Raw genomic sequence first — 12,758 nt, 5'->3', positions numbered from 1 at the left:
TCCGGATCAGGCGATGTTGCGGCGGCGCTCGGCGGCGGTCGGCACCGAGGCCAGGGCCGCCACGAACTCTTCGCGCCAGCGTACGATATCCCAGCGTCGCAGATGTGCCATCAGCGCCGCATGGCGCTCGCGCCGCTCCTCCAGACGCATGGTAAGACCGCGCTGGATGGCGTCGGCGACGCCCTCGGCATCGAAGGGGTTCACGATCAGCGCCTCCCGCATCTCGGCCGCCGCGCCCGCGAAGCGCGAGAGCACCAGGACGCCGGGATCGTCGGGATCCTGGCAGGCGACGTATTCCTTGGCGACGAGATTCATGCCGTCGCGCAGCGGCGTCACCAGTCCGATGCGGGCGGTCCGGAAGAAGCCTGCCAGCGCCTTCTGCGAGAAGCTCTTGTTCAGGTAACGCAGCGGCACCCAGTCGAAATCGGCGAAGCGGCCGTTGATGTGCCCTGCGGCGGCCTCCAGCTCGCGGCGAATGGCGGCGTATTCCGGTACGTCCGAGCGCGAGGGGGGCGCGATCTGCATGAAGGAGACCTTGCCGCGGAGCTCGGGATAGTTGTCGAGCAGGCACTGGAAGGCCTCGAAGCGCTGCGGCAGGCCCTTCGAATAGTCCAGCCGGTCGACACCGATGATCAGGTCGCGCCCGACCAGGCTTTCACGCAGGCGCCGCGCCGCGACCGTGCGGCCGGCCTGCTGGGCGACGGCCGTCATGGCCCCGGTGTCGATGGAGATCGGGAAGGCCCGAGCGAGCACCGTCCGGCCGTAGGCGCGGATCCGCATACCCTCCTCGCCGAGATGCTCGACCGTGCCCCCGGTCTCGTCCCTGATGTAGTTGGCGAAGCTGTGCAGGTCGGATTCCGTGTGGAAGCCCACGACGTCGTAGGCGCACATCGCCTTCACCAGCGCGGCATGGGTCGGCACGGCGATCAGCACTTCGGGCGCCGGCCAGGGTGTGTGCAGGAAGAAGCCCATGGGGTTCTCGAGGCCGCGTTCGCGCAGCCGCTCGCCCACGGGAATCAGGTGGTAGTCGTGGACCCACACCATGTCGCTGCCGCGCAGCAGCGGCGCCAGCTTCTCGGCGAAGAGGGCGTTCACCCGCAGATACCCTTCCCAGGTCCGGCGGCTGAAGCTGAGCAGGCCGATACGATAGTGGAAGAGCGGCCAGAGGACCGAGTTGGCGAAGCCGTTGTAGTACTCGTCGTAGTCGCGCCTGCTCAGATCGATAGTGGCGCGCGTGATGGCTCCGGCCCGGGCGATGGTGAGCTCTCCGCTGTCGGCGTCGACGGTCTCGCCGCTCCAGCCGAACCAGACCCCGCCGGTCTTTTTCAGCGCCGCCATTACCGCGACGGCGAGACCGCCAGCCTGCTGCTTGCCCTCCTCGATGGGGGCGACGCGGTTCGACACCACGACCAGACGCGCCATGTTCGTTCCTCCGGTATTCTTGGCCGCACGACCGTGACGGCGACGGCATTCCTTCAACGGATCCGGCGGCCTCAGGATGCCGTCGAGCCGATGTGGCGCGCCAGCTTTTCGAGCCAGCCGCGGAAGGCCTGGGGGTCCTGAGCGTTCCAGCCCGCCCCGTTCGGCTCGCGCCGGCCGACCTGGATGGCGATCCCGGCTGCCGCGGTGGCGGCGGCGAAGCCGTACTCGTCGGTGAGGTCGTCGCCGGCGAAGACGGGTCTGCGCCCCGCGAAGGGGGACTCCGCCATGAAGGCCGCCACGGCGGCCCCCTTGTCGGCGCCGCGGGGTTTCAGCTCGAAGACCATTTTGCCGGCCTGCACCTGGAAGGCCGAGGCATGCGCGCGTCCGAGTTCCTCGGCAAGCTGGCGGGCCGCCTCGGTGGCGGCCGGCGCCTCTCGGTAATGCAGGGCGACCGACAGCGACTTGCGTTCGACGCGGACGCCGGGGTGGCGGGCAGCGAGGCCGTCCATGGATGCGGCGATGGCCGCCAGGGCGCGCTGGTCGACCGGGGCCACCCGGTGCCGGCCATCCGCGTCGCGCCGCTCGAGCCCGTGCTGCCCTGCGGCCGCGAGCTGCGCGGGAGACAGGAACCGGTCGAGCTCGGCGATCGGGCGCCCGCTGACCACCGCGAGGGCGCCGCCCAGCAGGTCGCGGAGCTGCGTCAGCAGGATGGGCAGGCCTTCCGGCACGGTGATCGCGTCCGGCCGGGGGGCGAGATCGACCAGCGTGCCGTCGAAATCCAGGAAAAGAGCCCATCCCGGAGCCTCATCGAGGAGCAGGTCGTCAATGTGCTGCGGCATCGGCTTCCATTGTTCAGTCGGGAGGGGAACACCCCGGGTCAGGCCTCGGGCGCAACGGCAATACAGGTATGCGGCCGGCGCATGGAACTGTGCATACTCTGTACAATGCCGCCGCCGATCTGGAATAATTCTTGCTCGCCTGATCCGGAACGATGCCGCATTGCACAAGGCATTGGCGTGCTGACAACGGAACGATCACTTTGCTGGGCCAACAAGATATTGATTTGACGGTATTTTATGAAACCGCCGCTTGATCCCGCCGGGGGGCACGGGCATATTTTGCAGTGCGACATCGGTCCGGTCCGAGACCAGGCAGATGGCGTAACGCACTTCTTGGGCGTTTCCTCCCTAGACTCGGGCCGCGGTTCGCCGCGGCCCTTTTTCTTTGGGTCAGGCGGGCTCGGATGCCATTCGGGCCGGGTTGAGGCCCTCCGGAGGATCAGCCCTCGTTCTCGTAGGGCAGGTGCCCCAGGCGCTCGACGAGTTCGGCCATGTGACTCGCGAGGATCGTCAGGTACGGCTTCCGCGCAAGGCGCGCCTCGTCCATGTACAGGGCGCGGTTGATCTCGATCTGCAGAGCGTGCGAACCCGTCCGGGGCCGGCCGTAGTGGCGCGTGGTGAAGCCGCCGGCATAGGGCGCGTTGCGGCTGACGCGATAGCCGAGCCCGGTCAGGTGCCGCTCGGCCGCCTCGGTGACCTCCGGGGCGCAGGAACTGCCGTAGCAGTCGCCGAGCACGAAATCGACGCGGCCGGCGCGCCCGTCGCCGAGGGCTGGCGCGCCCGACGACGGCATGGAATGGCAATCCACCAGCAGGCAGCGGCCGAAGCGCTCCCGCGTATCGTCCAGCAGCGCGCGCAGCGCGGCATGGTAGGGGTGATAGAGCCGGTTCACGCGCGCCAGCGCCTCGGCGAAGCGCAGCTTCCCGCGGTAGATCTCCTCGCCCGTGGCGACCACCCGGGCGATGGTGCCGAGCCCGGCCGCCACGCGCGGGCTGCGCGTGTTCACATAGGCCGGGAGCATGTCGTGGAACATGTCGGGGTCGAGCTCGAAGGCCTCGCGGTTGGCATCCAGGAAGGCGCGCGGGAAGCGCGCCCGGATCATCGGCGCGCCGCGCGCCGCGGCGTCCGCGAAGATCTCGTCGACGAAGCTGTCCTCGGACTTGCGCAGGGCCCTTCCGTCGAGCCGTGCCGCGGCGACGAACTCGGGCGGATAGTCGGTGCCACTGTGCGGCGAGGCGAGGACCAGCGGCAGGCTGTGCTCGGCGGGGCGGAGGATCTCGAAGGCGCCGCCTGCGCCGCTCTCGATGACGCCGGGTCCGGAGCCGGGGCCCGGCAGGTCTGGGATGTCGCGGTCCATGCTGCGTCTGTAACTACCGGGCTGCCGCGCGGGTGTCAGCCCCGGCAAGGAAGGCATCCCCCTTCAGGATAGCTGGCTTGGGGTAGGCCGTCGGTAGGGCGTGACCTTCCCCATGCCGGCGTGTCGGAATCGTGGTCGTCCGCGCGCACCATGCGGGCGAGAGAACCCGGCAAGGGCGAGGAGGGGGGATGGCGCGAATCCTGGTGGCAGGTGGCGACGAGGCGCTGAGGCGCGCGCTATGCGCAAGGCTGCGGCGGGCAGGGCACGTGGCCGAGGGGGTCGCCGACGGGGCCGAGGTGCTGGCGGTGCTTCGCGACCCGGCGGCGCGCGCGCTCGGCTGGGACTTGCTGATCGCCGACCTGGATCTGCCGAGCGGACGGCCCGGCGCGCCCGATGCGGCGGCGCTTGCCTCCCTCGCCCTGCGCCAGACCCTGGAGCTGCGCGTGCTGTTCATCTCCGGCTTCGTCGCGGTGCCCTTCGCACCGGCAGAAGGCTTCGCCGCGCGCATCCCGTCCAAGCCGATCCACCTGCGTGAGCTGCCCCGCCAGATCGACCGGATCCTGGCCGCGTGACCATAACGCGGCGTCCATAATTGGGGTTGCATGGCGCCGATGGGCGGTGCTAAAGAACGGCTCCCCACGGCGGGGGGCACGAACCCACCGCCGCCTGAGGGCGCGTAGCTCAGCGGGAGAGCACTACGTTGACATCGTAGGGGTCACAGGTTCAATCCCTGTCGCGCCCACCAGTTCGAAAGGCCGGCGATCCTCCAGGATCGCCGGCCTTTCCATTTCCGGCGCCCCCGCTGCTAGGCCAGCATGACCTGTGCCATCCTGCTGGCGTCGGCGATCCGGTTCAGCCAGCCCTTGCCGAATTTCGGGAAGGTGGAGAGGCTCCGATAGTATTCGCCCTGCAGCCGCGAGAGCGCGTCTACCAGGTCCTTGCAGTCGGTCTCGGCGATCGCCTTCAGCGTCAGCGGCCCGACGGAGCCGTCCTCCGTGACGCCGGCGGCGCGCTGGAGAAGCTTCACCGACCGCGACGGGCCCGCGTTCACGCCGAAGTGGAAGACCATCAGGTCAACTCCTGGAGGCAGGTCGTTGCAGCGCATCGGCAGCCAGTAGCGGGCACGATAGATCTCCTTGGCCTCGTTCCTTGAAAGCGCCTCCACCTCGGCCTTGGTGACGGTGCGCTCGCGCCAGGCCTCCAGAGTCGCCTTCGTGATGCCGAAGTTGGTCGCGCCGCCGGGATCGTCGGGATCGTCGACATAGCCGCCCTCGGCCGCCAGGACGACTTCGACGCACTTGTCGAAGGTGTCCTGCTTCAATTCCGCGGCCTGGCTCGCTTGGGCGGGGCTCGGGGCGGGAGCAGCCGATGCCGGCGCGCGCACCGCGCGGCGCACGGCCTCGAGCGTCCCGATGTTCTGGGATCTCTGAAACTCGCGGACCGTCTGGTCCTTCTCGCGCGATCCCTGGGACGAGCCGATCCAGAAATTCACGACGGCGGCAAAGGCTGCGCCCAACGTCCCGATCGTGATGTTCAGGAGCGCGTTCAGCGCTTCGTTCTGTGTCCAGGCGCCCGCCCGGAAGATCATCAGCGACAGGATGCCGAAGAAGCCGACGGTCACGACGATGGAGATCACCGGCGCGCCCCAGGCGAGGTCGTTGCCTGACTGCGCGAGCGAGAGCATGGCGCCCCGCGCGTCACGCGTGTTCTCCATCTGCGCGCGCAGTTCGGCAAGCTCCGCCTGGCGCTTCTGGTCTTCCGCGTCCCGCTGCACCTTCTCCTGCGCAAGCGCGATCTCGGCGAGCCGGATGCGCAGGTTGGCGGCGAGCTGCGGATCCGCCTCGATCGCGCGCCTCGCTTCGGCCGGGTCGGCCGTTCCGGTCACGGTGGTGACGACCTCGGCGACCTCCTTCGCAACGCCGCCCGCACGGTCCCCGGCGACCAGCTTCACGAGATCGGGCAGCAATGATGCCGCGATGGCGACCAGCGGTAATGCCATGATCCACCTCCCTGTCACTGTGTTTCCGGTTCCCTTTCCGAACGGCCCTGGGCCGGGTGCTCAGCGTCTGTCCGCAGTGCTGCAGGGCGTCTCGCTGCCGTATCCCGAAAGGGCATGGGGAGCACGGAGCTGTCCGAGACGCGACATTCGGAAGTCCAGCCCCGGCGCCTTCGAGACGGCTCGGCAGGCGCTTCCGCGATACGGATGCCGGTGTTCCGACGGCACCAGCAGGACTTGCCCGATCCAAGCTGCAGCACGGAGAAATATTATGGCGCTTCGCTGCGCTGCTTAATTGCTAAGTTATGAATTGCGTGCCACGACGAGCAAGTTGGAATCGGAATCTTGTTTCGTGAATAAAGGTTTTTGAGCAATGAAATGGATTGCCTCGAAGGGGCGATCCCCTCCTTGCGCTCCACTTGGCCCGTCCCTTCCAGCCAGTGCCATTCCCGGTTGGGTGTTCCGGGGTGGTACCACCTTCTCCGGCATCGCATCGGCGGAGCGGAGAGGTGCCGGATGGCGCTAAGTCGGGATGACCGGCGCGTCGCCGGCATGTCGGAGGTACGTAGATCTCTACTCAAAATCGGTAGAGGTCCGGCCATGGGGGCACCTCGGTGAAGATCTCGGCCTGTGGCCACGGGGATGCTATTGATTGCGCCATGTTGTCGACGGCGTTGAAGCACCTTGCAGGTGGATCCTGCGTGGCCGGCATCCTGCTGGCCACGACCTATCCGTACGAAGCCGGCTCTGCCGGCGTCGAGGTTTACCGGACGGGCGGCTATGTGGGGTGCGCAACGCGCCACGTGCTCAAGGAGATCCGGCGCAACCCGGCGCGCGCCGACGCCCCGCTTCCACCGAGCTGCCACGTGACGCCGCAAGGCCGACCGGCCGAGCTGGTGGACACGTCGAAATACTATCCGCGGATCCGGTATCTCGGCGAGGACGGCCGCTGGACGCTGGTCTGGACGGTCCGCCAGAACCTCATCGCGGCATACTGAGGCTGCGGGCAGCGGCATCGGTCGATCCCCGTCGGGCGCAGCCGCGGCCGGAGGCTCACCGCACCTCGAGCAGGTCGGTCAGCTCGCGAACGACCAGCTCCAGCGCATCGACCACGGCCTCGGACGTCAATCGCTCTTCCGGACCCTCTTCGAACTTGCGGTCGCGCAGGACGGCGATCCGCTGCTGAAGCTCGCCGATATAGTCGATCAGTTTGTCGTTCATGGTCCGGTGGCCCGACTTTCCTGACGTGCATCATGGTCAACCGCGGCGAGGATCATTCGTCTTCGCGCCATCCGCCCTGATCACCGCGAAGCCGCCCATCGGCAGGACCTGATCGCGTCGTTCCCGACGCCGGCGGCGGAGCTCGGGCGCGCACCGGTCCCGAGCGCCGCCGCCTTGCACCGGGGGCTTGTCCCAGGCGGGAGCCGCGGCAGCCTCCTAGCTCATGCGGGCCCCTTGCCCATGTGGGCGAGGCCGTCGAGCCGGCGGAGATGATCCTGCCCCAGTCTCAGCCCGGCCGCGGCGATGTTGGCACGCAGATGCGTCCGCTTCGACGTGCCGGGTATCACCAGCACGTTCGGGCTGCGCTGAAGAAGCCAGGCCAGCGCGACCGCCTGCGGCGTCTGCCCCAGCTCGGTGGCGATCCTGCTCAGCTCTTCGACCTGCAGGGGCGTGAAGCCGCCGAGCGGGAAGTAGGGAACATAGGCGATCCCCTCCGCCGCCAGGGCGTCGATCAGCGCGTCGTCGGTCCGATGCACGAGGTTGTACTGGTTCTGCACGCAAACGATCGGCGCGATGTCCCGGGCGATCCTCACCTGGTTTGCATCGACCGTGCTGATCCCGATATGGGCGAGGAGCCCCTCGTCCTGCATCCGTCGCATGGCCCGCATGGGCGTCGCGATGTCGTCCTCTGGTCCGCCCATGCGCAGGTTCACGATCGCCAGCCGCTGGAGGCCGAGCCGTTCAAGATTCTCCTTGACGGACCTGCGCAGGAAGTCGGGGCTGCGCTCGAGGATCCAGTCGCCCTTCTCGTCGCGCCATGCCCCAATCTTGGTCACGAGCGTCAGGGCTTCGGGATAGGGAAACAGCGCCTCGCGGATCAGGCGGTTCGTGACATGGGGGCCGTAGTAGTCACTGGTGTCGATGTGGTCGATGCCGAGCGCGAGCGCCTCGGTCAGGACGGCCCTGGCCTCGTCCGGATCCTTGGGCTCGCCGAACACATGGGGGCCGGCGAGCTGCATGGCGCCGTAGCCCATGCGGTTCACCGAGATCGAGGTCCCGGGAAAGGTGAAGCGGCCGGCGGCCGCGGCGGTGATGGTCGTATCGGTCATGGTGAACTCCTTCTTGCCCGCCCAAGATGTCTGTTCGCTTCGGCATTGATAATCTGCGATGGGACGAGCAACCTGTTCGCCATGCCGAACAATGACGCCCTTTCCTCCCTCGACGACCTCCGGGTGTTCCTTGCGGTTTCGGATGCCGGCGGCTTCCGAACCGCGGCGCGGCAACTCGGCGTATCGGCCTCCACCGTCAGCGAGACGATCACGCGGCTGGAAACCCGGCTCGGCGTATCGCTCTTCAACCGGACGACCCGCAGCGTCATGCTGACCGAAGCCGGCCGTCTCCTGGCGGAGCGCCTGGCCCCGCTGGTCTCGGAAGCGCGCGCGGCGCTGGACGAGGCCGCAAGCTCGCGGGACGGGGTGCGCGGCCGCCTGAAGCTGAACGTTCCCGGCGCAGTCATGGTGGACATCCTGCCGCCCCTGATTGACCGATACATGGCGGCCCATCCCGACGTGCGGGTCGAGATCGTGGTCGAGGAGCGGCTGGTGGACATAACGGCGGCCGACTGCGATGCCGGCATCCGCTATGGCGAGCATCTGGAGCAGGACGTGATCGCCATCCCCATAGGGCCGCGCCATCAGCAGGCCGCCCTCGGGGCTTGCCCGTCCTATCTCGCGCGCCATGGCCTCCCCACCCATCCGCGCGAGCTTCTGGACCACGGCTGCATCCGGACGAGGATCGCCGGGGCTGCGCTGGCCCCCTGGGAATTCGAGCGCGAAGGCGAGGAGCTGACCGTCGATCCGCCGGCCCGGCTGACCGTCAGCACTGGCGGGGCCCTGGCCGCCATCAGCCTCGCCCTGTCAGGCCGGGGCATCATCTACATGTTCCGGAACTGGCTCGATCCCCATTACGCGAGCGGGGCGCTCGTGCCGGTCCTCCAGGACTGGTGGCCGCGCTACGACGGTCCGCGCCTCTATTTCGCGCGCCGCTTGATGCCGGCGCCCCTGCGGGCCTTCGTGGACCTCGTGGCTGAGGAGCGCGGACGCTGACGCATCGCGCCTCGGCAGCGCGGGCGCCGGCGGAACGGCCCGGCCCGGGCCGCGGTGCGCGCCGCACGCGACTGCGGTCTTCCGCTGTCGGTTCGCGGCGGGCGGCACGACTGGGCGAGCCGATCCCTATGGGAGGGCAGCGTCATTGCGCCTGTTCCGCGCTCCGGGCGTTCGAGGCGGTCGCGCTCCCTGGCGCCCACACCGATCTCCTGTGCCCGGGCGACGCGGACCGCGCCGCGATCGCCTTCAGCGACAATGCCGGCCGGCTGGTCGAGGCCAAGCGGCGCTACGATCCCGACGGCGTCGTCTCCTCGGCCATCCCGCTTCCCTACCGCTCCTTGACGTAGGGGATGCCGCTCGCCTTCGGCGGGATGGCGCGGCCCACGAAGCCGGCCAGCAGGAAGACGGTCAGCGCATAGGGCAGCATCTGGATGAACTGCACGGGGATCGTGCCGAGGCCGGGCAGCGCCACGCCCTGGAGGCGCACCTGGATCGCGTCGGTGAAGGCGAAGAGCAGGCAGGCGAAAAGCGTGGGGACCGGCCGCCACTTGCCGAAGATGAGGGCCGCCAGAGCCAGGTAGCCGGAGCCTGCCGTCATGTTGCGCACGAAGCCGCCGCCCTGCGCGGTCGAGAGATACGCGCCGGCGACGCCGGTCAGCACGCCGCAGATCACCATGGCGCGGTATCGCATGGCGGCCACGTCGATCCCCGCCGTGTCCACCGCCGCCGGGCTCTCGCCGACGGCCCGCAGACGCAGGCCGAATCGCGTGCGGTAGAGCACCCAGGCGGAAAGCGGCACCAGCAGGGCCGTCGCGTAAACGATCACATTATGGCCGCTGACGATCCCGCCATAGAGCGGCCCCAGTACGGGGACACCGTCCAGGCTGCGCGCGAAGGGCAGGGCGATGGGCCCGAAGCGGCTGCCCTGCTCCAGCAGCGGCGTCTGGCCGCCTTGGGAGAACCAGGCGAAGGCGAGTGTGGGCGCCAAGCCCGCCACCAGGATGTTGATGGCCATGCCGCTGACCACCTGGTTGCCGGCATGGGTCACGCAGGCATAGGCGTGCACCATGGCGAGCGCCACCGCGGCCCCCACCGCCGCGGTCAGGCCGATCACCGGGGATCCGGTGACACTGGCAGCGGCGGCAGCGGCGAAGGCGCCCGCCAGCATCTTGCCTTCGAGCCCGATGTCCACCACGCCCGAGCGCTCGGCGAAGAGGCCGGCCAGCGCAGCCAGAACCAGGGGCGTCGCGACGCGGAGCGTCGAGGCCAGCACCGATATCAGGATGTCGAAGCCTTCCATCGCCGTCACTCCGCCGGTGCCGGCGCCGGGCGTCCCGCGCGGCGGAAGAGCGTCGCGACCGCGGGGCGGAACAGGTTCCCCAGCGCGCCTGCGAAGAGGATCACCAGGCCCTGGATCACAACGACCATCTCACGGTTGATGGACGGGAACTCGAAGGACAGCTCGGATCCGCCCTGGTACAGCGCGCCGAACAGGATCGCGGCGAGCACGATGCCGAAGGGGTGGTTCCGGCCCATCAGCGCCACCGCGATGCCCACGAAGCCGGCCTCGTTGGTGAAGCCCAGCATCAGCCGGTGGTGCACGCCCAGCACCTCGTTGAAGCCGACGAAGCCCGCCAGCGCGCCCGAGATCGCCATGGCGAGGATGATGGCGCGGGCCGGCGAGATCCCGGCATAGACCGCGGCCCTCTCGTTCTGCCCGACCGTGCGGATCGCGTAGCCCCAGCGCGTGCGCCAGATGAAGAGATAGACGAGCACGCCGCAGGCCAGCGCCCACAGGAAGGACACGTTCAGCGGGGAGGCCGGGATCGGGATGCCAACCGTGGCCAGCGCCTCCTGCATGCTGGGCAGCCAGGTGCTCTCCGGGAAGCCGCGGGTCTCCGGCGACTGCTGCCCTGCCGGGCGCATCACGTCCACCAGCAGCCAGGTCATCAGCGAGGCCGCGATGAAATTGAACATGATCGTGGTGATCACGATGTGGCTGCCGCGCTTGGCCTGCAGCACCGCCGGCACGAAGGCCCAGGCGGCGCCGAACAGCGCCGAGGCGAGGATCCCCAGCAGCGCCGCTGCGGGCCATGGCCAGCCGTCCAGCGCCAGCGCCACCAGTGCGACCCCCAGGCCCCCCAGCATCGCCTGGCCCTCGCCGCCGATGTTGAAGAGGCCGCAATGGAAGGCCACCGCGACCGCCAGCCCCGTGAAGATGAAGTTGGTCGCGTAGTAGAGGGTGAAGCCGATCGCTTCGGGATAGCCGAAGGCACCCTCCACCAGCACGGCCATGGCCGAGAGCGGGTTCTCGCCGATCAGCAGGATCACGATCCCCGAGACGACGAGCGCCGCGAACAGGTTCAGGACCGGCAGCAGCGCATAGTCCGTCCAGGCCGGCAACCTGCCCGACCGCGCCGCCCCCGTGCCCGCGCCGCTCGCCGCCATGCTCCACCCGTGCCAGATTCCGGAATGCGCCGACCTTGGCATGGCCGCGCGGGGCCGCGCAAGCGGCGGTCCCGCCTCAGCCAGCCGCCAGCTCGGCGCGGATCCAGTCTCGGAAGGTCGAGACCTCCGGCCGGTCGGCCTGGGACCTCGGGGAGACGAGATGGAACCACAGGCCCGAGGGAAGCTCCGGCCCGAAGGGGCTGACGAGGCGCCCGCGCGCCATGTCGGCCGCGGCCAGGACGCGCCGCCCCAGGACGACGCCGGCCGAATCCGCCGCCGCCTCCAGGGCATTGTCTGGGTGGTTGAAATGCACGCCGCCGGCGAGCTTCAGGCCGCCGGGGCCGATGCCGGCCTCCCGTGCCCAGCGGCGCCAGTCCGGCGCTTCGGGATCGACGAGCTTCAGGGAGTCGTCGTGGATCAGCGGGGCGCGGCGCAGGTCCCCAGGCGCATGCAGCCCGGCCCGGCGGACCAGCTCGGGGCTGCACAGGGGCAGCACGGAGTCCTCGACCAGCCGCTCCACATGCAGGGCGGATCCGGCAGCCTCGACCCGCTCGGGGATGCCGAAACGGATCGCCACGTCGATCCCCTCGGCCTCCAGATCGGCATAGGGCCAGGAGGCGGAGAGCCGCGTCTCGATGCCGGGGCAGCGCTCGGCGAAGCGATGCAGACGCGGCGCCAGGATCTTGGACGCGAAGCCTGGGCCCGAGGTCACCGTCAGGCTGGCGCGCTGCGCAGGCGCCCGGACCTCATTCAGCGCCGCCCGGAGCTGCTCGAAGCCGTCGCGGATCGCGGGATAGCAGGCGCGGCCGGCCTCCGTCAGCTCGACCCGGCGGCTTGTCCGGCGCAGCAGCGCCACGCCCAGTGTCGCCTCCAGCGCGCGGATCTGGTGGCTGACGGCCGCTGGAGTCACGTGCAGCTCCTCGGCCGCGCGCGAGAAGCTGCCGTGTCGGGCCACCACCTCAAAGGCGCGGACGGCGTTCAGCGAGGGCAGCCCAGCCCAGTCCATGACGACCTTTTAGATTTCCTCAATGATCGTGAAGATAAGCTCGTTTGTGCGTTGGCGGCAACGCCGACATAATCGGTCGCGCCAGCCCTTCCGCGCCCGTGCTTCCGTGCCTTCGCGGCCCCTGCCCGGGCGGTTTCCTGCCCGCTCCGGAGAGTTCCGCCGTGCCGCACGGTCCCCTGACCGCACCCGTGATGGACGCCGAGGCGCCATGGGCCGCTGGTTCGCTTCTGGGGGCGGACGAGGCTGCGCCGTATGTGGTGTTTCACGGAGAGGGGCGGGCGCCGGTTCTGCTTCTGGCGGACCATGCGGGGCGGGCGGTGCCGCGGGCTCTGGGGCGGCTCGGGGTGGCCGAGCCGGAGTTCGA

The 12,758-nt window shown here is 69.4% G+C and carries 13 protein-coding genes, 1 tRNA gene and 1 pseudogene; 6 read left to right on the top strand and 9 right to left on the bottom strand.

The features are described 5' to 3' along the window. Positions 1 to 6: 6 nt before the first annotated feature. From otsA to JUB13_RS30180, 3 genes are all read right to left on the bottom strand, one after another. Entirely contained in the window at positions 7 to 1,422 is a 1,416-nt protein-coding gene (gene otsA / locus JUB13_RS30190; protein WP_207485975.1) for an alpha,alpha-trehalose-phosphate synthase (UDP-forming), read from the bottom strand. Between the two features lie 71 nt (positions 1,423 to 1,493). Next, the gene (otsB, locus tag JUB13_RS30185) at positions 1,494 to 2,261 is read right to left on the bottom strand and encodes a trehalose-phosphatase (RefSeq protein ID WP_207485974.1); all 768 of its coding nucleotides are present in this window, start codon (positions 2,259 to 2,261) and stop codon (positions 1,494 to 1,496) included. 439 nt (positions 2,262 to 2,700) lie between these two features. After that, the gene (locus JUB13_RS30180; protein ID WP_207485973.1) at positions 2,701 to 3,618 is read right to left on the bottom strand and encodes an N-formylglutamate amidohydrolase; all 918 of its coding nucleotides are present in this window, start codon (positions 3,616 to 3,618) and stop codon (positions 2,701 to 2,703) included. A 188-nt stretch (positions 3,619 to 3,806) separates the two neighbouring features. On the opposite strand from JUB13_RS30180, the gene JUB13_RS30175 reads away from it, so the two are divergent. Continuing rightward, the gene (locus tag JUB13_RS30175; RefSeq protein WP_207485972.1) at positions 3,807 to 4,190 is read left to right on the top strand and encodes a DNA-binding transcriptional response regulator; all 384 of its coding nucleotides are present in this window, start codon (positions 3,807 to 3,809) and stop codon (positions 4,188 to 4,190) included. 98 nt (positions 4,191 to 4,288) lie between these two features. Next, positions 4,289 to 4,363, top strand: a tRNA-Val gene (locus tag JUB13_RS30170). A gap of 60 nt (positions 4,364 to 4,423) precedes the next feature. Here JUB13_RS30170 and JUB13_RS30165 read toward each other — a convergent pair. Next, positions 4,424 to 5,617, bottom strand: a complete 1,194-nt coding sequence (locus JUB13_RS30165) for a glycoside hydrolase family 108 protein (protein WP_207485971.1) — start codon at positions 5,615 to 5,617, stop codon at positions 4,424 to 4,426. Between the two features lie 698 nt (positions 5,618 to 6,315). On the opposite strand from JUB13_RS30165, the gene JUB13_RS30160 reads away from it, so the two are divergent. After that, entirely contained in the window at positions 6,316 to 6,612 is a 297-nt protein-coding gene (locus JUB13_RS30160) for a hypothetical protein (protein ID WP_207485970.1), read from the top strand. Positions 6,613 to 6,667: 55 nt separating this feature from the next. On the opposite strand, the gene JUB13_RS30155 is transcribed toward JUB13_RS30160, so the two are convergent. Continuing rightward, on the bottom strand, positions 6,668 to 6,835 hold the full coding sequence (locus JUB13_RS30155; protein ID WP_207485969.1) for a hypothetical protein: 168 nt from the start codon (positions 6,833 to 6,835) through the stop codon (positions 6,668 to 6,670). 221 nt (positions 6,836 to 7,056) lie between these two features. After that, a complete protein-coding gene (locus tag JUB13_RS30150) occupies positions 7,057 to 7,944 on the bottom strand; it encodes an oxidoreductase (RefSeq protein ID WP_207485968.1) in 888 nt (295 codons plus the stop codon). 81 nt (positions 7,945 to 8,025) lie between these two features. On the opposite strand from JUB13_RS30150, the gene JUB13_RS30145 reads away from it, so the two are divergent. Together JUB13_RS30145 and JUB13_RS30140 are read left to right on the top strand one after the other, a co-directional pair. Further along, positions 8,026 to 8,940 carry a LysR family transcriptional regulator gene (locus tag JUB13_RS30145; protein ID WP_207485967.1) on the top strand — a complete coding sequence of 305 codons (915 nt, stop codon included), beginning with the start codon at positions 8,026 to 8,028 and terminating at the stop codon, positions 8,938 to 8,940. 128 nt (positions 8,941 to 9,068) lie between these two features. Then, positions 9,069 to 9,287 carry a BBE domain-containing protein gene (locus JUB13_RS30140; protein ID WP_207485966.1) on the top strand — a complete coding sequence of 73 codons (219 nt, stop codon included), beginning with the start codon at positions 9,069 to 9,071 and terminating at the stop codon, positions 9,285 to 9,287. On the opposite strand, the gene JUB13_RS30135 is transcribed toward JUB13_RS30140, so the two are convergent. The 3 genes from JUB13_RS30135 to gcvA all read right to left on the bottom strand — a co-directional run bounded on the left by JUB13_RS30135 (position 9,269) and on the right by gcvA (position 12,394). Then, positions 9,269 to 10,240 (bottom strand): ABC transporter permease, encoded by a 972-nt coding sequence (locus JUB13_RS30135; protein WP_207485965.1) that lies wholly within the window; start codon positions 10,238 to 10,240, stop codon positions 9,269 to 9,271. The two genes, JUB13_RS30140 and JUB13_RS30135, sit on opposite strands and share 19 nt — an antisense overlap. Before the next feature lie 5 nt (positions 10,241 to 10,245). Further along, positions 10,246 to 11,388, bottom strand: coding sequence for an ABC transporter permease (locus tag JUB13_RS30130; protein ID WP_207485964.1), 1,143 nt, complete (start codon positions 11,386 to 11,388; stop codon positions 10,246 to 10,248). 76 nt (positions 11,389 to 11,464) lie between these two features. Beyond that, positions 11,465 to 12,394 carry a transcriptional regulator GcvA gene (gene gcvA / locus JUB13_RS30125; RefSeq protein WP_207485963.1) on the bottom strand — a complete coding sequence of 310 codons (930 nt, stop codon included), beginning with the start codon at positions 12,392 to 12,394 and terminating at the stop codon, positions 11,465 to 11,467. A gap of 161 nt (positions 12,395 to 12,555) precedes the next feature. Here gcvA and JUB13_RS30120 point away from each other — a divergent pair. Beyond that, positions 12,556 to 12,758, top strand: a pseudogene (locus tag JUB13_RS30120) (hypothetical protein); the annotation flags it as partial.

It is taken from the genome of Arenibaculum pallidiluteum (assembly GCF_017355985.1).
Lineage (GTDB): Bacteria > Pseudomonadota > Alphaproteobacteria > Azospirillales > Azospirillaceae > Arenibaculum > Arenibaculum pallidiluteum.
Note: the sequence above shows the minus strand (reverse complement) of the source record. Positions and strands in the feature narration are given on the sequence as shown.

Coding starts and splice junctions, on each gene's coding strand:
- JUB13_RS30175 (WP_207485972.1), top strand. CDS start 3,807: ATGGCGCGAATCCTGGTGGCAGGTGGCGACGAGGCGCTGAGGCGCGCG.
- JUB13_RS30180 (WP_207485973.1), bottom strand. CDS start 3,618: ATGGACCGCGACATCCCAGACCTGCCGGGCCCCGGCTCCGGACCCGGC.
- JUB13_RS30130 (WP_207485964.1), bottom strand. CDS start 11,388: ATGGCGGCGAGCGGCGCGGGCACGGGGGCGGCGCGGTCGGGCAGGTTG.
- JUB13_RS30155 (WP_207485969.1), bottom strand. CDS start 6,835: ATGAACGACAAACTGATCGACTATATCGGCGAGCTTCAGCAGCGGATC.
- JUB13_RS30140 (WP_207485966.1), top strand. CDS start 9,069: ATGGGAGGGCAGCGTCATTGCGCCTGTTCCGCGCTCCGGGCGTTCGAG.
- JUB13_RS30150 (WP_207485968.1), bottom strand. CDS start 7,944: ATGACCGATACGACCATCACCGCCGCGGCCGCCGGCCGCTTCACCTTT.
- otsA (WP_207485975.1), bottom strand. CDS start 1,422: ATGGCGCGTCTGGTCGTGGTGTCGAACCGCGTCGCCCCCATCGAGGAG.
- JUB13_RS30165 (WP_207485971.1), bottom strand. CDS start 5,617: ATGGCATTACCGCTGGTCGCCATCGCGGCATCATTGCTGCCCGATCTC.
- JUB13_RS30145 (WP_207485967.1), top strand. CDS start 8,026: ATGCCGAACAATGACGCCCTTTCCTCCCTCGACGACCTCCGGGTGTTC.
- otsB (WP_207485974.1), bottom strand. CDS start 2,261: ATGCCGCAGCACATTGACGACCTGCTCCTCGATGAGGCTCCGGGATGG.
- JUB13_RS30135 (WP_207485965.1), bottom strand. CDS start 10,240: ATGGAAGGCTTCGACATCCTGATATCGGTGCTGGCCTCGACGCTCCGC.
- gcvA (WP_207485963.1), bottom strand. CDS start 12,394: ATGGACTGGGCTGGGCTGCCCTCGCTGAACGCCGTCCGCGCCTTTGAG.